General features: G+C 49.2%; 14 protein-coding genes and 1 pseudogene. 5 read left to right on the forward strand and 10 right to left on the reverse strand.

Annotation, left to right across the window (positions count from 1 at the left end):
- Positions 1-99 precede the first annotated feature (99 nt).
- The 9 genes from BLR25_RS05225 to BLR25_RS05265 all read right to left on the reverse strand — a co-directional run bounded on the left by BLR25_RS05225 (position 100) and on the right by BLR25_RS05265 (position 11,311).
- Positions 100-1,200, reverse strand: a complete 1,101-nt coding sequence (locus tag BLR25_RS05225; protein WP_218122638.1) for an alcohol dehydrogenase catalytic domain-containing protein — start codon at positions 1,198-1,200, stop codon at positions 100-102.
- Positions 1,160-2,119, reverse strand: a complete 960-nt coding sequence (locus tag BLR25_RS05230; RefSeq protein ID WP_091934797.1) for a transketolase family protein — start codon at positions 2,117-2,119, stop codon at positions 1,160-1,162. The genes BLR25_RS05225 and BLR25_RS05230 overlap by 41 nt, the downstream gene beginning before the upstream one ends.
- Positions 2,120-2,289: 170 nt before the next feature.
- Positions 2,290-3,108 carry a transketolase gene (locus tag BLR25_RS05235; protein ID WP_091934800.1) on the reverse strand — a complete coding sequence of 273 codons (819 nt, stop codon included), beginning with the start codon at positions 3,106-3,108 and terminating at the stop codon, positions 2,290-2,292.
- 27 nt (positions 3,109-3,135) lie between these two features.
- Positions 3,136-4,389: a four-carbon acid sugar kinase family protein gene (locus BLR25_RS05240; RefSeq protein WP_176785753.1), complete on the reverse strand. Its 1,254-nt coding sequence runs from the start codon at positions 4,387-4,389 to the stop codon at positions 3,136-3,138.
- 342 nt (positions 4,390-4,731) lie between these two features.
- Entirely contained in the window at positions 4,732-6,651 is a 1,920-nt protein-coding gene (locus BLR25_RS05245; RefSeq protein WP_091934807.1) for a sigma-54 interaction domain-containing protein, read from the reverse strand.
- Positions 6,652-7,240: 589 nt separating this feature from the next.
- Positions 7,241-8,290, reverse strand: a complete 1,050-nt coding sequence (gene fba / locus BLR25_RS05250) for a class II fructose-bisphosphate aldolase (RefSeq protein ID WP_091934810.1) — start codon at positions 8,288-8,290, stop codon at positions 7,241-7,243.
- Between the two features lie 49 nt (positions 8,291-8,339).
- Positions 8,340-9,617: a TRAP transporter large permease gene (locus BLR25_RS05255; protein ID WP_091934814.1), complete on the reverse strand. Its 1,278-nt coding sequence runs from the start codon at positions 9,615-9,617 to the stop codon at positions 8,340-8,342.
- 9 nt (positions 9,618-9,626) lie between these two features.
- Positions 9,627-10,196 (reverse strand): TRAP transporter small permease, encoded by a 570-nt coding sequence (locus tag BLR25_RS21910; protein WP_425438679.1) that lies wholly within the window; start codon positions 10,194-10,196, stop codon positions 9,627-9,629.
- 89 nt (positions 10,197-10,285) lie between these two features.
- Positions 10,286-11,311: a DctP family TRAP transporter solute-binding subunit gene (locus BLR25_RS05265; RefSeq protein ID WP_091934822.1), complete on the reverse strand. Its 1,026-nt coding sequence runs from the start codon at positions 11,309-11,311 to the stop codon at positions 10,286-10,288.
- A gap of 554 nt (positions 11,312-11,865) precedes the next feature.
- On the opposite strand from BLR25_RS05265, the pseudogene BLR25_RS21615 reads away from it, so the two are divergent.
- Positions 11,866-11,976 (forward strand): annotated as a pseudogene (locus tag BLR25_RS21615) (transposase); the annotation flags it as partial.
- 243 nt (positions 11,977-12,219) lie between these two features.
- Here BLR25_RS21615 and BLR25_RS05275 read toward each other — a convergent pair.
- Positions 12,220-12,792: a hypothetical protein gene (locus tag BLR25_RS05275; RefSeq protein ID WP_176785754.1), complete on the reverse strand. Its 573-nt coding sequence runs from the start codon at positions 12,790-12,792 to the stop codon at positions 12,220-12,222.
- Positions 12,793-13,467: 675 nt separating this feature from the next.
- Here BLR25_RS05275 and BLR25_RS05280 point away from each other — a divergent pair.
- From BLR25_RS05280 to BLR25_RS05290, 4 genes are all read left to right on the forward strand, one after another.
- Entirely contained in the window at positions 13,468-15,306 is a 1,839-nt protein-coding gene (locus BLR25_RS05280; RefSeq protein ID WP_091934834.1) for a DEAD/DEAH box helicase, read from the forward strand.
- Between the two features lie 550 nt (positions 15,307-15,856).
- Entirely contained in the window at positions 15,857-17,212 is a 1,356-nt protein-coding gene (locus BLR25_RS05285) for a site-specific DNA-methyltransferase (protein WP_218122639.1), read from the forward strand.
- Positions 17,209-17,616: a DUF5681 domain-containing protein gene (locus tag BLR25_RS21205; RefSeq protein ID WP_176785755.1), complete on the forward strand. Its 408-nt coding sequence runs from the start codon at positions 17,209-17,211 to the stop codon at positions 17,614-17,616. The genes BLR25_RS05285 and BLR25_RS21205 overlap by 4 nt, the downstream gene beginning before the upstream one ends.
- Positions 17,613-19,028, forward strand: coding sequence for a phage terminase large subunit family protein (locus BLR25_RS05290; RefSeq protein WP_176785756.1), 1,416 nt, complete (start codon positions 17,613-17,615; stop codon positions 19,026-19,028). The genes BLR25_RS21205 and BLR25_RS05290 overlap by 4 nt, the downstream gene beginning before the upstream one ends.
- Positions 19,029-19,129 lie beyond the last annotated feature (101 nt).

Here is a 19,129-nt window from a genome sequence, read left to right on the forward strand (position 1 = left end):
CGTTGAACAAATGTAACTTCGCCCCTGTTAAGCAACAGCTGCATCGCAGGGGCGGTCGTTACGCATATAGATTAAATATTGTTCGATTCGTAGCGGCGATCATTTCATAAACAATATTTTCCCAGCATTACCCGCCGTCATGTCGAAGGCCTCTTGGTGTTGCTCATACTTATATCGGTGCGTAACCACTGACATGAGATCGAGCTTTTTCCCAGCCACAAGTCCGGAGAGTTGCCACCAAGTATTCCAAATACGACGCCCGAAAATCCCCTTAACGCTTAGTCCTTTTAGATTAACGTTTTTCGTAAAATTAATTGGCACCTCACCGGGAGGATGTCCAATTGTGACTAGTCGGCCTTCCCTTCTGATTAGATCGAAGACCGTCTTGTACACTGCAGGAGATCCAGTAAGTTCCAGAACGACATCAACACCGCCGCGAGCTGCGGCGATCCTCATTACTTCTGAATAAACATCGTCCTTCGTAGAATTAATCCCGACTGCGCCAAATTTTCTAGCCATGTCCACCCGATACCCATTGATATCGACTGCGATGACAGTGCCAGCGCCACAGACTCTGGCCATTTGAATTGCAAATATAGCGATCGGACCACAACCGTATATAAGTACCGTCTCGCCTGGCTTGATGTTGGCTTCATCGATACCTCTCATTGCGACTCCTGCAGGCTCGAACAGTGCGCCCTCAGCCGTCTCGATACTCGGCGGCAGCTTGAATGCGACAGAAGCTGGAGCTATTGCAAAATCAGCGAAAGCACCATCGCAGGTCGTGCCATATATCCCGGTACTGTTACAGTTATGCGCATCGCCATTCTGACATTGATAGCATTTGCCACATGGAATGTGTGTTTCGATCGCGACTCTATCACCAACCTTTTTGTCCTCAACACCCGGCCCAACCTCTACGATAGACCCGGCAAATTCGTGACCCAAAATTAGCGGTAGTTCAACGTTAAATGCACTGGCAAAATTTTCTGCGGCCTGATCCCACTTATAGTAGTGAATATCAGTTCCACAGATTGCTGCTGCTTCAACAGCAATTCTTATCTCACCGGCTGCTAAACTCTTCTCTTCAACCTCACGATACTCCGCACCAAATGCCTTGGTTTCTTTTATAAGCGCATACATATATTTGCCCTCATCTTTATTTGGTGCATTTTTTCGATTTAATAACTTCCAGGACATTTTCAACAATGTCCCCCACCGAAAGACCGTATTTGTCTAACAACTCTTCATGATGACCCGATTCCCCGAATGTATCGTTTATGCCAACGATTTTCATTGGAACAGGACATAGAGTCGCAATGACTTCTGCAACCGCGGCTCCAAGTCCGCCAATCACATTGTGTTCTTCGGCTGTGACAACACATCCGGTAAGCATCGCGGACTTAACAATTTCTTCCTTATCAATCGGCTTCACAGTAGCCATTTCAACAATTCGAACTGAGTACCCTTTCTCTGCAATTAGTTTTTCGGCTTGTAACGCACGCCCAACCATTACACCATTGCAAATGATTGTTGCATCACTTCCACTGTCCTTGATCACGTTAGCCTTGCCAAGAACGAACTTGTAATTATCGTCAAAGACCTTCGGCACAGCATATCGTCCCAATCTGAGATATACAGGCCCCGGAAATTCAGCTAGTTTCTCAGTGATTACTTCCGTTGAGGATGCGTCCGCCGGAACAACTACAGCTAGATTCGGTATACATCTCATCATTCCGATATCCTCTGTTGCCTGGTGTGTAACGCCTTCGTACGTACCAGCGAGCCCCCCCATACCGCCAACAACCTTAACGTTCAAATTCGGGTATGCGATAAATGTCCTTACTTCTTCAGCTGTTCTCATTGAACTAAACACCGAATATGTTGCTGCGAAGACCAAATTGCCAACGGATGCAGCGCCTGCCGCTGCAGTCATCATGTTGGTTTCGGCAATTCCGACATCTATAACCCGATCTGGATATTTTGCAGCCATAGGGCCAAGCCCCATTGATTTGGCCGTATCCGCGGCGAAAGCAAGTACATTTTGCCGAGCATCCGCGACTCGAAGTAAAGCCTCACCAAACGCATCACGAGTTGACAACTTATCTAAAATAGTCATTTTATTTTCCCATTTTCAATATTAACCATGTTGGAAAAACACTGCCGATTGCAGCCGGAAATATGCCTATGTCATATTCGACAACAAAGCGTGACGTTCCACAGAGCAATTACGAAACTTTAATGTTTATTAACCAGGAGAAGTGCTAGCGCATTGAACGCAATATGCAATCAAACCAACTCTTTACATGCAATCGAGTACTCTTCCGCAGATGGAACTTTTTGGTGCCAAGCGTTATTGTTCTCCATGTAACTCACGCCTTTACCCTTAGTTGAGTGCGCAATGAGCACGGTGGGACGCCCGGTATTCATCTTGGCAATTTCGAGCTTATTGACGATTTCTTCAATATTGTGCCCGTTAGCTTCAACAACGTTCCAGTTGAAGGCCTTCCATTTATCAACGATGGGTTCAAGTGACAAAATATTGTCAGTCACTCCGCCGCTTTGAAAATGGTTATAGTCAATGATTGCAATCAGATTATCCGCCCCGAGTTTGGGAGCTGACATTGCGGCCTCCCAAATCATTCCTTCCTGAGATTCCCCATCACCGATAATCACATAAACCTTTGCTGGCGATTTACGAAGTTTTAACGCAATCGCCATACCGAGCCCTGCTGACAAGCCATGACCAAGAGATCCTGATGTCATGTCGACACCTGGAATTTTGTTCATATCCGGATGCCCTTGAAGCTTCCCGCCCAATTTTCTGAATGAATAAATCCAGTCCTTAGGGAAATATCCTTTTTCAGCAAGTACGGCATAAATGACTGGGCAAGCGTGCCCCTTCGACAGAATCAGCCGATCCCGGTCTGCCCAATTGGGTTCTTCCGGTTTAATGCGCATGACTTTGTAGTAGAGGGCTGTAACGATGTCTGCGCATGAAAGCGCCGGCCCCGGATGACCAGGCCCGCCCCCCTTCGATGTCATTTCAATAATGTTACGACGAACATTTTGCGCTACGGCTTTAAGAGCTTGGTCTTCACCAGTCATTCTGAATCTCCTGTCTATGTAAACTTGCTATGGTGGACTCACGTGATTTAATACTTCGGTCAAAGTATCCGCATGTCCAATCCCTCCGCCTTTCGTGATAATTCGGAGTCCTTCGTACGGGCCACCAATCAATGCACCTAGTGGGATTCCGGGTTCTAACTCACGATCAATGTCAATTGCCGAAACTGCTAATCGATGACAGACATCGGTTGCAGTTCCGCCCCCAACAATAAATAAGGTATTAGCGCCGAATTTATCTATTAGCGCTTTAGATATATTGGCAAAAATGTCAGAAACTGTTGATGAGAAATTGGTTATTCGCTCAGTAATGCCGATAGCATCACTCCACCCAGCCATCAAGCTGTCCAATACGATTACCGGAATTTTTTCTCCGGCAAGTATTCGCCCAGCAGTTTCTACAGCTTCATCCGTGATTTTTGTGCAATCACCGTTGTATATCCCATGCGTATCTAATGGAACCAGAACCGTTTGCGAAGATCTGCACAGATTCTTCACCTGGTCCGCACTGACCTTATTAGAGGTTCCGACCAACACAACCACTCGCCGATTTGCCGCTGATGTACCCTGAACAAGATTCCATGCAATTGGAAGGTGCGATGCCAATCCGGCTGAGCCAACGGCTAAGTAGGGAATACGGAGACTTGCTAGAGATAGAGCAATAATATATAGGTCTTTATCGCTAACAGCGTCGATCACGATTTTTTTGATGCCACCCCGGGCTAGCTGCTTGATGCACTTACCCAAGGCAAGTGGGCCATTGTGAACATCATCCAGCGTAAGGATTGCAACGGGACTATTCGATTTCCCTTGGATAACCGATGGCACATAGCAGACAGGGTAAGAAACGCCTTCGTCTATGTCTTGCAAAATTTCCAAATAGCCGTTACGCACTAATCTACCGGATTCTGGGAACGAAGGAACCACGACTGCCACAGACATTGCTAGCGCATCCATAGCAGCTTCAATCTCTTCCGCGACCCGTCCGCGAAGTGTTGAATCGACCTTTTTGTAGTAGTGATCGAATTTAAGATTCAATAGTTGCTTCGCTATTTCATATACTCTCGCGTAGGACTCTTCCGGAGACATACGTCTCGTTTCGGTACTCACTACTACGATGTCTGTATCAGCGATATGTTCTGATATATTTTCTGGAATTGATGGGAGAATCACCCGAGTATTAAGGCCATACTTTTTAAACTGAACGCCGCTATCATTAGCGCCGGTTAAGTTATCAGCTATGACTCCAACTTTTTTTCGCATGATTTTCCTCATGTGGGTACTTAAGCAAGGGGTGTGCCAAAACCGTTTAGCATGAAGTATAGGCAGGGAAAATCCTAAAACTTCGCCTATCCGAGGTGCACCTACGATCCTTTGTCATGAACGTTATGAATCTTCACGAATCTGCGGCGATTTTTTTAGCTATGGCTTCACGAGATCCACACCATTTTCGTATTATTCGCCTTTCACCTACTACGCCGTGTGCCAGTCAGATTTCATCCAGGACTCTCACACCGTGCGCAATAATTGCAAAATGCAAGACGTAATATATAAATAGTTTGGCGTTACGTAAAATCAACAACTTAATTAGCTTGCAAAATGCATTCACTCGTTCATTTTGCAATTTTTAAGCTTTCGCCAAATGGTTGTAGTGCTAATTCCAAGGGAACGAGCGGCATCTTCTTGATTTCCATATCGGGCCAGCGCCTGCCTGATTGCTTCCACCTCAATTTGTTCTAGAGTCATTCCTTGAGGTCTCCACTGGTTGGCCAAGGCATTCACGTTATTCATATCTAACGCACTCGAAACATCCTCGGCTCGCGCGATCTCACCTGACTTCAAAATCAGCAAGCGCTCCAATAGATTTTCAAGTTCCCGCACATTTCCTGGCCATGAATATTTTGCTAGCAAGCTCATAGCATCCTCCGAGAGAACGAGCTGATCTCGGCCAGCCTTAGAACTGATTTTTTCGTTAAGCCTTTTGATCAGAAGAGGCAAGTCACAACTTCTTTGCGCCAAAGGAAGAAGACGAAGTTGAAGCACATTAAGGCGGTGATATAAGTCACGCCGAAACAGACCTTTCTCAATCAGATCCGGCAAGTCACGATGGGTGGCAGCGATAAGACGGACGTTAATCGGAATGACTCTTGTCCCACCTACTCTCATCACGACGCGCTCTTGCACAACCCGAAGCAACCGGGCTTGCATCCCAAGAGGAACCTCGCCGATTTCATCGAGAAATATCGTCCCACCTTCGGCCTGCTCAAACAGACCAGGCTTTCCTTCTTTCTTGGCTCCAGTAAATGAGCCAGCCTCATATCCAAACAGTTCACTCTCAAGAAGGCTCTCCGCGAGAGCCGCGAAATTTACTGCCACAAAAGGACCTATAGCTCGGACGCTATGGTTATGCACGCTTTGTGCAATAATTTCCTTTCCAGTCCCTGTCTCCCCTGTAATAAGCAACGGAGAGTCGGCCGCTGCATAACGCTTAGCAGCATCCAACACAGTCTTCATTTGGTCATTTTCTGTTAGATAATCAGAAAAGTAATACCTGGCCGTAAATCCACTTTTTTTAATGTTTGCGGTCTTATCAATTTTTCCTGGCAATAGCCTTGTATCGAATATTGTGAGCATCGCGCCGATTCGTTCATTGGCGATGATCATCGGTGCAACTCGGTACCAACAGTGGCTGTAGCGGGGGTGCTCAATCTGCCCTGTTCGGGTATGGCCAAAATTCAGAGCGTCAGATATTGGTATTGCGTAATTCTGACCGTTACCAGACACCATATTTTTGAACTCTTCTCCAAGAATTCTCTCTGCGGCATGATTAACATATTCGACTTCGCTATGGTGATTAAATACAACAATTCCTTCCTGCATAAACTGCATTGCAGCTCTTAGTCTATAGCCGCTCGAAGCCCCTTTAGTGCGCTCCGTAACAAGCGACTTCAGATTTTTCAGAGCCCATACCAACGTTTCAGCACCAGGGTTTGCATACCATACGTTCTCACAATATTGCATCTTCACATCATCATCAGAAATATCGTCAGCATTTACGATTAAGGCATTCAAAGGCGTCTTTGCCTTGTCGAAATATTGATTTACCCTTATTAGATGTATCCCAAAGAAATTTTCAATCCATTCAAACTCTCTAAGCGGTAAAGTCTCGTTAACGCCAATCGACAACGTGAATCCACTCCCACGTTTAATTCTGATGATTTGATCATCATCCATCATCTTAGATATTAGGCGTACGATATCGGCCGTACTCGGCTGAATAGGCTGTATCGGCACATCAACAACGGCACGAATAATTTGCTCTGCTGAAGCTGAACAAATTATTCCCGAAATCCCGTTGTCAGCTATTGAACGCGCAATCCCTAGCGCTTGAGCCTGATCTGAAATGGCAATGTGCACCGACTCTGATATTTCGCTAATGACCTGTGCCGCCATAGCAGCACAGTCGCGATTCGGCGCGATGTATGCAAAAGTTTCTGCGGAAACGTCTGTTATCTGTTTATTCATCAACCACCACTCCTAGGCTCGGCGAGCCTCACAGATTGCTATGTGCGGAACAATCTCCGTCGTACGGAACCTTGAGTTCGCAACAACCCAACCTATCTACTGCATGTGCAGATCTCCCACTGTCGTGCATTTGGAGCATCAAGCCTCGCACCCTTAAATTGCCGCGCATGCGCTTGTGACGCCCTTCATTCCAACAGATGGCCTTCTACAAGCATTTTTGGTGCCTAACATTTCAAAATGCAGGATACATTCTATTCTGCAATCATTCTTAACGTTATGCTGGATTTTGTCGGCACCCATCTCCCCCCTCAATTACGGAGGGGTGTAATAGCCCCCCTACTACGGAGGTCATCGGCGCTCTGAATCTCGACATTTCCGCCAAAAAAAAAGGCTCCTTAACGGAGCCTTCCTTAACGGAGCCTTACCCTGAGAGGGCGAGGAAATTAATCGCTTCCGATACTTAATACATTGAATCATTCCAGCAAGTCTTCGGAGCGCGGGGTGTAAAAAGCCGCACCTTCCTGGGTTGGTAGACGATGCGGTAAAAGTCCGCTGGCTAAGTAGGTGAAAACCAGCGGGGGGAAATTCCCTACAGTTGATTCGTCCGATATCGCTCAGCCATTTGATCGAGGAAAACAACCCTGATTCTTGAAGCTTGACCAGCGGCACCGAATGCCTCAAGACGCGCGCGTACGACCTTTTTGGCACCTTCCTTTGCTGGTTTAAGGTAATCACGCGGATCGAATTTTGTAGGATTTTCAATGAAATAACGACGAATAGCAGCGGTCATTGCTAGACGAATGTCAGTATCAATGTTGATCTTACGAACCCCGTGACTGATGCCACGAACAATCTCTTCGACTGGCACTCCATAGGCTTCCTTCATGTCGCCGCCAAACTCGCGAATTTCGGCAAGCAACTCCTGCGGCACTGATGAAGAACCGTGCATAACAAGGTGAGTATTTGGAATTCGTGCGTGAATTTCGGCAATGCGGTCTATTGCCAATATGTCACCGCTGGGCTTCTTCGAGAATTTGTAGGCGCCATGGCTAGTACCAATAGCGATAGCCAAGGCATCGCATTTGGTCCTTTGCACGAAATCGGCGGCCTGGTCCACATCTGTAAGCAATTGCTCGCGGGTCATCGTACCGTCCGCGCCATGGCCGTCTTCTTTGTCGCCCTTCATTGTCTCCAACGACCCAAGAACGCCCAATTCCGCTTCCACTGACACACCGATCGCATGCGACAACTCAACCACCTTTTCGGTTGTAGCCACATTATATTCGTATGATGCTACCGTCTTACCATCGGCTTCAAGAGATCCATCCATCATAACTGAAGAGAATCCTGAGCGTATGGCTTGCATGCAAACACTAACCGACTGCCCATGATCCTGATGCATGACAATCGGGACATTGGGATAAGCTTCGATAGCCGCGAAAATTTGGTGGCGTAGAAATGGCTCTCCCGCATATTTGCGAGCTCCGGCCGACGCTTGCATGATCACAGGGGCATCAACTTCTGCCGCCGCTTCCATGATTGCACAGACCTGTTCCATATTATTGACGTTAAAGGCCGGTAGCCCATAACCATATTCTGCAGCGTGATCTAGCAACTGGCGTAATGAAGCAAGAGACATCGAAAATCCTTTTACATAAATTTGGATGATTATGGAAATATTTTAGAGCTCACATGAGCCATTTCATCGGCACAGTTACCAAGGACGGAAAGAGAACGAGCAAGAACATCAGCGCTGTTTCTGCAAACAAGAATGGCCACACCCCTTTAATTACCGAGTCCAAATTCTCTTTGGAAACACCAGCCACAACATTTAGTACCGTTCCAACCGGAGGTGTTAAAAGACCGATAGCATTGTTCATTAGAAACAAAACCCCAAAATAGTAGGGATCAATTCCCGCCTGTTTCACTACCGGGACCAAAATCGGCCCAAGAATTAGAACTGTGGGCATTAGGTCCAACGCAGTTCCAACAATGATGACCAGGACCATGATGACAAACACCAGTAAAATCTTGTTGCCGATAAATGGCTCGAGGAGCGCAACAGTTTGGCCAGGAATATCGGCAACCGAAATTAGCCATGCCGAAACCATCGCCGCAGCAACCAGGAACATTATTGTGCTGGACGTCTTTAATGCCGCCAACATAATATGCGGAATGTCACGAATCTTAAGCCCACGGTAAATCACAAGACCGGCCAATAGCGAATAAAAGACCGCAACCGCAGCGGCCTCCGTTGGGGTAAATACACCCATTTTCATTCCGCCGATAATTACAATCGGCAAAGCCAAAGCCCACACACCTTCTTTGACAGTCCCAACGAATCGAGCAAAAGAGAAATTGCCATGATTCTTGCGCGGTTGTTTTCCCGCGACGATCCACCATGTTGTTGCAAGAGCGACGGCCATCATAATTCCAGGAAACACACCGGCCATAAACAGTTTAGTAATCGATAGCTGAGTAGTAACCCCAAAGACAACCATCGGTATCGACGGCGGCACAACAGGCGCTATACAACCGGCGGCAGCGATAAGTCCTGCAGATCTGGGGACGTTATAACCACCGCTTCTCATCATCGGGATAAGCAGGGCGGCAACAGCAGCGGTGTCGGCAACAGCAGAGCCAGAAATGCTAGCGACTACCGCTGCGGTGATAATTGCGACGTAACCGAGACCTCCTCGCATGTGGCCAACCAGCGAGTCCGCAACATCTACGATCCTCTTGGACAGCCCACCAGCGTTCATTAACTCGCCGGTGAGCATGAAAAATGGAACGGCCATTAGCGGATAGTTATTTGCGCCTTCGATAAGATTTTGTGCGACGATTTGAGTATCGAAGTTCTGCATCTGCACCATCATTGCCACTCCGCAAATTAGCAGAGAGAGTGCAATTGGTGCCCCCAACGCCATAGCGCCAAGCAGCGCGAACAAAAATGTTGCGATTGTCATATATATTCCCTATTCCCCACAGGATCCACTAAATGGAATCAGTTCATTTGCAGGCATTTTTCCGCTGAGCTGTCTGAATAACGAGTACCCAATAACAATGCAAATGCCGACACAGGAAATTAATAGGCATAGCTGAACATACCCCATCGGAATACCCGTGACCGGGGCGTGGTCATCCATAGCAATGACAACTTGTTTATATGCTCCATCTGTTAGCAAAAGGCAGCAAGCCAACGATAGCGAATCAGCTGCGAACCTGCACACCCTTTGGCCTCTCTCCCCGAACATACTAACAACGCTACTCATACCCAAGTGCGCGTGATCCTTCATGACGACCATCGCTCCAATAAGCGTTAGCCACATAAACAAAAATCTTGATATCTCTTCGGCAAATACAATTCCTGAATTAAATCCGTATCTTAGGACCACGTTACCGAATACGAGAATGGCCATTAGACCGAACATACATACTAGGCCCCACTCAATAGTCCTTATAAATTTATTGATAAACTTCATCGCGACCCTCGAATATGACTCGTTTAGACAAAGACTTCCCCTGAGCCAAGAACTCCGGCTCATATGAACAAACTTCTATAGGGGTAAATGTTTAAATCTGCAGCACAGGCGGAAAACCAATGCACATCCGCCCGTGCTCGATTCAGCAGCAGTTAGTTGCTGGTTTTCGTTTGCCTAATCTTTTCAAGCTCGGCCATTACGTCTTTAACAATAGCCTCGTTCACTTGTTCCTTGGCGAGCCGTTCGGAAACAGGGCGAAGCTTGTTACGCATTCTTTCCTTTTCTTGCGCGGATACATCATTAATAATCGTTCCCTTTTCCTTCAGACTCACTAACGCGTTCGAATTCATATCACGCAAGAACTTCCGCTGATAACTAACCGTTTCAGCAGCAGCCTCTCGAACCAATTTCTGCTCGTCCGAATTCAATTCATCCCAAATCTTCTTGCTAAAAAGAACGATAAGCGGGTTGTATTGGTGCTGGGTCAAAGATAGATATTTCTGAACTTCGTATAGTTTGTTAAACTCGAAAATACCATTAGGATTTTCTTGTCCATCAACTGCCTTTGTCTCGAGCGCGGTGTAGAGCTCCGTAAATGGCATCGGAAGTGGGTTCGCATTAAGGCCACGGATTGTTTCAATGATCATCGGCGACTGCGAAACACGAATTTTCAAACCGTCAATGTCCTCCATTTTCACGATAGGACGTTTGCTGTTTGAGACATTCCTGAATCCGTGATCCCAATAAGCAAGTCCAACCAACCCCGGAGGCGGGTTATCAAGCAAGCTCTTGCCAATGCGCCCATCGAGGATAGCATCTGCTTCGGAATGGTCATTAAACATGAATGGCATATCAAATACGCCAAAATTCTTATTAAGTCCAATTAACATCCCCGGATTGCAGGTCGTAATATCCACTGTTCCGCTCCGAAGAGCTTGGATTACCTGCACCTCTCCGCCCAGTGTTCCATCGGGATAAGTCTTGATGATTAACTTATTGTTGCTTTTTTTTGCAAGAATTTCAGCAAACTTCTGCGCGCCGGCTTCATAGTGACTAGCTTTCGATAAAACATGTGCAAATTTGAATGTGTGTGGGCGAATGTCGGCATGACTGACGTTTACCAGCGCAAAGGTGGATAAAGCGAACAAACACTTAGAGAGACTTGAAATCAAATTCATAGCAACATCTCCTGAAATTAATATATGACACTAGTAAGACCCTAAAGCGCCATGGATGATAGGTAAATATTCCATAGTATTAGAGCGTCGTTCGATCGCTCTTGTTGTGGTTTTTGATTATTCAACTTTGCACGCAGATCTACGACGCTTAGCATAAGCAACTGGCATGCCAAAGCCCAGTCATTGCGCATTGAAGGTGTATTTTTTCCGAATTATTTTAGAAAAACGGCACTTAATTAGCCTGGTTGAGCAGACGGCACTCAGTTCGTCGCCCCCGTTTCTCTCCTAGGTTGGACTCCTACACCTCCTCACACAAGACAAAGATTGCAATATGAAATATAAAACTTAGGAGGCTCGCAGAAATTCACCCAACCGTCTGTTAAGTAACACATTTTTATGTTATTTCATATTGCATTCTACAATTCATTTTGAAATTCCGCTCGGCAACAGTCACGTGCTATCCGAATCAGTTGTAACGTCCTCCCGGAAAACCGAAGCGGCGAGAAGTAGAGATTTCTGGCAAATTTGAAGCCCTAACGGGCAGGAGATTTGTCATGAAGAGATCGAGACACACGGAAGAGCAAATTGCCTTTGCGCTCAAACCGGCCGAACTTGGAACAGCTGTCGCCGAGATGTGCCGCAAGATGCGCGTGTCCGAATCCTCACGACGTATTTTTGCCTTTCCTTAGGAGCGACGAGCACTTCGCTGACACTGACGGTGGTCGCGATGATCAAAGGAAAATTTTCAAGCCGATATGCTGCGTAGATACTTTCGCCATCATCGCCTGGACGCTTTACGGTACCAAAGCTGATCGGGTGTCGCAGAATCCGTTCCTGATAATCGCTATCGTGATAACTCCGTCCGGATGACAGCGTCCCCCTGCGCAACTCGGCGAACTGAAATCCATCTATCCCGATGATTTCGATACGGCCGTCATTGCCAATGTCGATGTCCTTAAATAGCCGGAGGAAGTATCCCAGGTCCAAAATTGCCACGAGATATCTTGCCTTTCGCCTTGTCCGGGCAGTTTGAGGAGCAACGGGACACGCCACGAATCGTTGCGGTCAGGGCGGCCAACGAGAATATCCCTGGATTCCGGATCCGTACGGAACGCCTGCACAATTTCCTTGGTGAGCGCCTCTGCCATCACCTCGGTCACCTGGCGCGCGGATGAATGGATTAGTTTTCCCGACTGGTCCAGCACGACAATTCGTAGGTATTCCTGATCGCCGTTTGCTGTCGGATTGAGATAGCCGGCGACGGATCGATTGCCGTTAAGCAAGGCAATGGCGAGATTGGAAAATGCCGTAGTCTTGCCGATCACCTGCTCAAGGTCTGCTTTGGCAATGGTCGAGATGTTGATATTGCGACGGATCGCCGCTTGCAGGGCGATCTCCTCCTCGCGTTGGGTGGTACTTTTCACCAACCCCCAGACGAAGGCGAAAAACACTACGGCGATGCCGATCGAAAGGATAAGCATGCCGGTCCATCCGTCCAACGCGAGCGGACGGCAGAATTTTTTCCGGGGGCGCCAGCGAAAAACGAAATCGAATGGCTCAACCATCACGAATCGACAAGCATACGAGAGCAAATAGCGGACGGACGACAATAGCAACAAAATATTACGTTCTTATTATCGTCGCGCTTAGCCCGAAAAAAACACTTATTCGACCGTGGCGGGACTCCAGAAAACTTGACTGATGCATTCAGAGGGGGTTTGTCGTCAATGACCTTGTCAAGATATCGACGCCATCCACGGACGTCGCCGTCAGCACCGCTTTGATCTTCGCGGAATCGGTGCCGAACGTGTTGACGACCAAATCGTTGGCCGCAATGGGCCGCAATCCCCCCCGACGGAAAGGATCGTAGAGGTATTTTTGTTCTGGCTAAGCATACCCCCCCCCCTTTGGATAGTCGTCGTTGCCTTGATCTTCTCGGATGGATCCAGAATCAGGGGGAGATCTCTTCATCTAGTAGCGGTGTAGCAAACAACCCATGTTTTTTTAGGCCATAGTGGCGCAATACCCCCGACGCCGTAGCCCCGATCATAGCTACGGATACATGGCCCGCTTCTCCTATGTTCAAGCACGGCGTAATATGCTGATAAAATTATTCACGCCGTTTCTTGGGTTCAGTCGGAACCCACCTCACGTTAATGGCCATATTTCTTCCAGCACTCAGCTCAAGAAGTCTGAGGCTCACCCCAGGTGAACGGCGCTTCGGCACCTGCCTGATGCGCAAGTTGGAAGACGATTACCACGTTTGGATCAATGTCCCGGTTGGCCCCAAGCAGTTTCGCCCAGATTTCGTCGTCCTCCACCCCGGACGCGGCATTCTAGCGCTAGAGGTCAAAGACTGGAAGTTGCCGACGATCCAGGGCATGGATCGTTTTTCTGCGCAACTACTCACGGATCGCGGTTTAACTACGGTCGCCAACCCGCTCGAGCAAGCACGTTCCTACGCCATTTCCATTAAGGAATTGTTGGAGCGCGACCCGCTGCTCGTCCAACAGGAATCCGGTCGCTATCACGGCCATCTGCTCTTGCCCTGGGGCTTCGGAGCCGTCCTCACCAACATCACCCGCAAGCAATTCGAAGCAGCACAGCTCGACCAAGCGATTCCCGGTGATCGCGTCATTTGCCAGGATGAAATGACTGAGACGGTCGAGGCCGAGGCAATCCAACAACGCTTGTGGGGCATGTTCCAGTACAACTTTGGCCGGGTTTTATCCCTGGCACGCGTCGATCGCGTCCGCTGGCATCTGTTCCCTGAAATCCGTATTGAGCAAGGTCATCTATTCGACCCCGCCACCGCCGAAGCGCCTGACCCGAGTCAGTCAATCGCCAAGGTACTTCCTGACGTAGTCAAGATCATGGATCTGGAGCAGGAGAAAGTCGCCCGCAACTTAGGGGAAGGACACCGAATCATCCATGGCGTCGCCGGTTCCGGCAAGACGCTGCTATTGGCCTATCGCTGCCTTCATTTGAACAAACAGAATCTGTCCAAGCCGATTTTGGTACTCTGCTTTAACAAGACGCTGGCAGCAAAACTCCGGGAAATGCTGACCGAAAAGGGGGCTGGCGATAGCGTGCATGTCCGTCATTTTCACGGATGGTGCAGAGACATGTGCACGCTGTATCAACTCGACCTCGCGAAAGACAACCGCCCGGTCTACGAAAAACAGGTCGAAGCCGTCATCACCGGTGCAGAAAAAGGCCGGTTACCTCGCGCCCAGTATGCCGCAGTGCTGATCGACGAAGGCCACGATTTTGAACCGGAATGGTTCAAGCTATTGGTGCAGATGATTGACCCTGAAACCAATTCGCTTCTGCTGCTCTACGACGATGCACAGAACATTTACGGGAAAAACAAGCGACGCACGACGTCCTGGGCCAGCCTCGGCATCGAAGCCAAAGGACGCAGCACGATCCTCAAGGTCAACTACCGAAACACCGTCGAGGCTCTGAATTTCTCGTATCAATTCCTTTCGGAATACATAGACGAGAACAGTGGTACCGAAGAAATTCCTTTTATTCACCCTGAGTTTGGTGGTCGCAATGGGCAAATGCCGGAGATCCGCCGCCTCCAGGGCGCGGCCCAAGAAGTGGATCATATCGCCGCCTGGCTGAAGAAACGGGCGAATGACGGAATTCCATTCAGGGACATGGCCATCATCGCACGCTTCAAAACACAGCTCGAGCGTCTGCACCTAGCCCTCGCAAAAATGGACATTCCGATCGAGCCCCCGGACCTTGCCTCTCGAGCCGATGCCATCCGCCTACTGACGATGCATTCGAGCAAAGGACTGGAATTCAATAGTGTGGTGATCCCCGACCTGGGATGCATGCCTTATGCCAAGGTCCCTGCTCATGAAGAGGCGCGTCTGCTCTATGTTGCGCTAACGCGCTCAACGGAACGACTGTTGGTCACTTATCACAGCGACAGTCCGTTCACTCAAAAAATCGAGCATTTAAAGACACAGAGCAAGAGCTGAGCTCACAGAATCAGTGGGCAAGCCTGTGGACAACCCGGGACAAACACCGCCAAATGCGCTCATCCAAAGACATTTCTCTTGTTGCTCAAAAATTGAGCGCCTCAACATCATTCACGCGACGACAGCGCTTGATAACGACAGGTACGTGACATGTCCAGTTGCAATCGCCCGATAGTTACCTGTGTCACCAAACGGCCGATAGTGGAATATTCAAAGCAGTCATCCAAGACGAGCTCGGCGCACAAGAGTTGATCAGCGGCATACCATATTCACAAAGTTTGTCAATTAATCATATAGTTACAAAACAAAAAACAGTTGCGCCGTTATCCCAAGTATGGGATAGTAAAAGCAGCTGGGTTTTTGATTCAGCTATTTGAGCGCAGTTCAGCACTGCTGTAATGCAGTGCTTCTGAGACGTGATTGGGAATGGAATGAAACGAATGTCGGGCAGTTTTCCGACAGGCGTCCGTTTATTTCCGGCGTCTCTTTTTGCTTTGTGGCATCAGAGTCTCCGGGAGTATTTGACTTCAAATATTTTGGGAGAATTCAGATGCTTTCAGCCATTTCCCCTCCCCCAGCCACAATGGCCCCGACCATCAGCGGGATCGTTGATCAAAACCCGGCTGATCTCAAACCCTGGCCAGAAAACCCACGCAAGCATTCTGCTAAGCAAAAGGCAAAACTTGGGGCCGCCATTCGCAAGTTCGGATTCACGTCAATCGTTGTTACTGATGAAAACAGCTTCATCCTGAGCGGCCATTGTCGGGTCGAAGTTGCGATTGAAATGGGTCTGCTGACTATTCCAGTCCGAGTTATTTCCGGATTAACGGAAGCCGAAAAATTAGCTTTCGTTCTCGCCGATAACAAACTCGGCGATATGTCCATATGGGATGACGCTAAGCTCAAGGCCACTCTCGAAATCCTGATCCGGGAGGAATTCGAAATTGAAACCACGGGTTTTAGCACTGCTGAGGTCGATCTAATCTTCGACGACAACAAGGCAAGTCCCAGCGCTGACTCTGGTGATCTGCTGCCGACCGATATCCGCGAAGAGGTCGTCACGCGCGCCGGCGATCTGTGGATTCTGGGCCAGCATCGGCTGCTCTGCGGTAATTCGCTCGACAAGGACAGCTACCAACGCGTGATGGCAGAAGGGGTGGCCCAGATGGTAATTTCCGATGCCCCGTTCAATGTCCCGGTATCGGGCCATGTCTGCGGAAGTGGCAAGACCCAACACAAAGAATTTGCCATGGCCTCGGGGGAAATGAGCCAGGCAGAGTTTACGCAATTCTTGAATAACGCCTTCACCCACACCCATCACTTCTCGATGGATGGCGCCATCCACTATTACTTTATGGACTGGCGCCATATGCGGGAATTGCTGGACGCGGCCGAACCGCTGTTCGGTTCCTTACGCCAGCTATGCGTGTGGGCCAAGGATAACGGCGGAATGGGCACGTTCTATCGTAGCCAACATGAGCTCGTATTCGTGTTCAAGAAAGGTGATGCGCCGCATATCAACAACTTCGAATTGGGTCAGCACGGGCGGTATCGAACCAACGTCTGGCAGTATCCGGGCGTCAACACCTTTACGGGCAAGGGTCACGAACTACTAGCCCTACATCCTACGGTCAAGAATGTCAGTCTGATTGCCGATGCCATCCGTGACTGTAGTCACCGCAAGGGACTCATCCTGGATCCCTTCGCCGGTAGCGGAACTCTGCTGGTCGCTGCAGAGCGGACTGGCCGTTACGCCCGAGCCATCGAGATCGACCCTCATTACGTCGATGTGGGCGTGCTGCGCTGGCAACGGATCATCGGCAAGGAAGCCATTCTCGAGGCCACCGGCCAGACCTGGTCGCAGGTCCGCACAGAGCGGCTGGCGGTATCGGGAGGACAGCCATGACCTACCAAATTGGCTACAAACGCCCCCCGAAGGAGGGGCAGTTCAGCAAGGGCAAGTCCGGAAATCCCAAAGGTCGCCCCAAGGGATCGAAGAACTTCATGACCTTGTTGGACAAGGAACTCGATCAATCCATCGTGGTGAGCGAGAACGGCAAGAAGAAGACGGTCACGCGGCTACAAGCGATGGTCAAGCGCCTGGTGGCCGAGGCACTGCAGGGCGAGAAAAAATCCCTGTTGGTGCTGTTCGACATCCTCAAGCGTTCCGATCGACTCGACGGCACAGAGACTGTCGATCTGGTCCCGAACAACTACGAAGCCATTCTCGAGGCATATGTCCAGCGACGCAGCCAACTAGCTGCCACTACCTCATCCGCAAGCACAAAATCACTGGAGAAAATTTCATGAGCACGTCTTCCGAAACGCTCTACTGGGCATCCGTCCGCGACGATTTTCTGGTCTTCGTGCAGCAGGCGTTTGCATTTCTCTATCCCGGCAAGACTTTTGATGAAAACTGGCACATCGAAGCGATTATTCACCACGCAATGCGGTGTGTAGCCGGCGAATTGCCTCGCCTGATCATCAACCTGCCACCGAGACAGCTCAAGTCCTTCATCATCTCGATTGCCCTGCCCGCCTTCGTGATCGGACGGGACCCAACGGCCAAGCTGATTTGCGTCAGCTATTCGGAAGATTTGGCAAAATCCTTGGCGCGGGACTTTCGGCGGATTGTCGACAGCACGTGGTTTCAGAATGTATTTCCTGAAGTCAAACGCGCAAAGTCGACCGAGCTGGAATTTGTGACCGACCAGGGCGGATTCCGCCTGGCAACCTCTGTCGGCGGAACACTGACCGGGCGCGGCGGCGATATTATGATCGTTGATGACCCGATCAAACCCCAAGATGCTTTATCCGACAGTTTGCGCAACAGTGCCAACGAATGGTTTCGCAGCACACTGCTTAGCCGGCTTGATGATAAGCGATATAGCATCCTGCTTATCGTCATGCAACGTCTGCATGTTAATGACTTGACAGGTTTCGTCGAAGCAGCCGGCGGTTTCTTTAAACTATCGCTGCCCGCGATTGCCGAGCGCGACGAGACAATCGATATCCGTGATGGCGTGGCTTATAAGCGCCTAGAGGGAGAGGCACTGCACGAGGAACGTGAGCCGATAGCAATTTTGGAGGGAATCCGCAATCAGATGGGGACCGCTAACTTCGCCGCGCAGTATCAACAACACCCTGAAATTCCAGAGGGTGCGATGTTCAAGCGGGCGTGGTTCAAATTTATTAATAAATTACCCCAGCCCTTGCCTGAAGGTCACTATTTCGTCAGCATTGATACGGCACTCTCGACAGCGGAGAGCGCCGATTATTCAGCACTGACACTGATTTACGCGGATCGAAACGGATATGTTATCTGCCACGCAGAACGTGGACACTGGGACTATGAAGAACTCAAGCGCAGGGCGCATTCGTATATCGAGCGCTTCGGACGGGATAACGTAGATTTCATCGTCGAGGCTACAGGTGCTGGGATTTCACTGATCAGTTACCTCCGTAAGAATCTGCTGCACTGCTTTTCCTATTTCCCGAAGGATGGGAAGCAAACCCGTGCGGCCTATGCGTTACCGACCATTCATGAGGGGCGAGTCTTTATCCTTAATCAACCCGGAAAAAATGCCTGGATCGAACCGTATCTCAACGAGTTCCTGACTTTTCCGCACGGGCGTTTCGACGACCAAGTCGATAGTTTGGTGCAATTTATCATTTGGGCGGAGAAGCGGTTCAATCCCCAAACCCGTATCTGGTTTGCCTGATTCAGCCGCAGGCCTCCTGGCAATGGTCATCGCGCCAGGAGGCTTGTCAGCTATCCTGCGAGGGAGCAAGCCAGCGCCACACCTTCAAAAACAGGCTCTCT

Source organism: Propionivibrio dicarboxylicus, from assembly GCF_900099695.1.
GTDB classification, from domain to species: domain Bacteria; phylum Pseudomonadota; class Gammaproteobacteria; order Burkholderiales; family Rhodocyclaceae; genus Propionivibrio; species Propionivibrio dicarboxylicus.

Coding starts and splice junctions, on each gene's coding strand:
- fba (WP_091934810.1), bottom strand. CDS start 8,290: ATGTCTCTTGCTTCATTACGCCAGTTGCTAGATCACGCTGCAGAATAT.
- BLR25_RS05285 (WP_218122639.1), top strand. CDS start 15,857: ATGCTTTCAGCCATTTCCCCTCCCCCAGCCACAATGGCCCCGACCATC.
- BLR25_RS05235 (WP_091934800.1), bottom strand. CDS start 3,108: ATGACTGGTGAAGACCAAGCTCTTAAAGCCGTAGCGCAAAATGTTCGT.
- BLR25_RS05290 (WP_176785756.1), top strand. CDS start 17,613: ATGAGCACGTCTTCCGAAACGCTCTACTGGGCATCCGTCCGCGACGAT.
- BLR25_RS05275 (WP_176785754.1), bottom strand. CDS start 12,792: ATGCTTATCCTTTCGATCGGCATCGCCGTAGTGTTTTTCGCCTTCGTC.
- BLR25_RS05230 (WP_091934797.1), bottom strand. CDS start 2,119: ATGACTATTTTAGATAAGTTGTCAACTCGTGATGCGTTTGGTGAGGCT.
- BLR25_RS21910 (WP_425438679.1), bottom strand. CDS start 10,196: ATGAGCCGGAGTTCTTGGCTCAGGGGAAGTCTTTGTCTAAACGAGTCA.
- BLR25_RS05255 (WP_091934814.1), bottom strand. CDS start 9,617: ATGACAATCGCAACATTTTTGTTCGCGCTGCTTGGCGCTATGGCGTTG.
- BLR25_RS05245 (WP_091934807.1), bottom strand. CDS start 6,651: ATGAATAAACAGATAACAGACGTTTCCGCAGAAACTTTTGCATACATC.
- BLR25_RS05265 (WP_091934822.1), bottom strand. CDS start 11,311: ATGAATTTGATTTCAAGTCTCTCTAAGTGTTTGTTCGCTTTATCCACC.
- BLR25_RS21205 (WP_176785755.1), top strand. CDS start 17,209: ATGACCTACCAAATTGGCTACAAACGCCCCCCGAAGGAGGGGCAGTTC.
- BLR25_RS05280 (WP_091934834.1), top strand. CDS start 13,468: ATGGCCATATTTCTTCCAGCACTCAGCTCAAGAAGTCTGAGGCTCACC.
- BLR25_RS05240 (WP_176785753.1), bottom strand. CDS start 4,389: ATGCGAAAAAAAGTTGGAGTCATAGCTGATAACTTAACCGGCGCTAAT.
- BLR25_RS05225 (WP_218122638.1), bottom strand. CDS start 1,200: ATGTCCTGGAAGTTATTAAATCGAAAAAATGCACCAAATAAAGATGAG.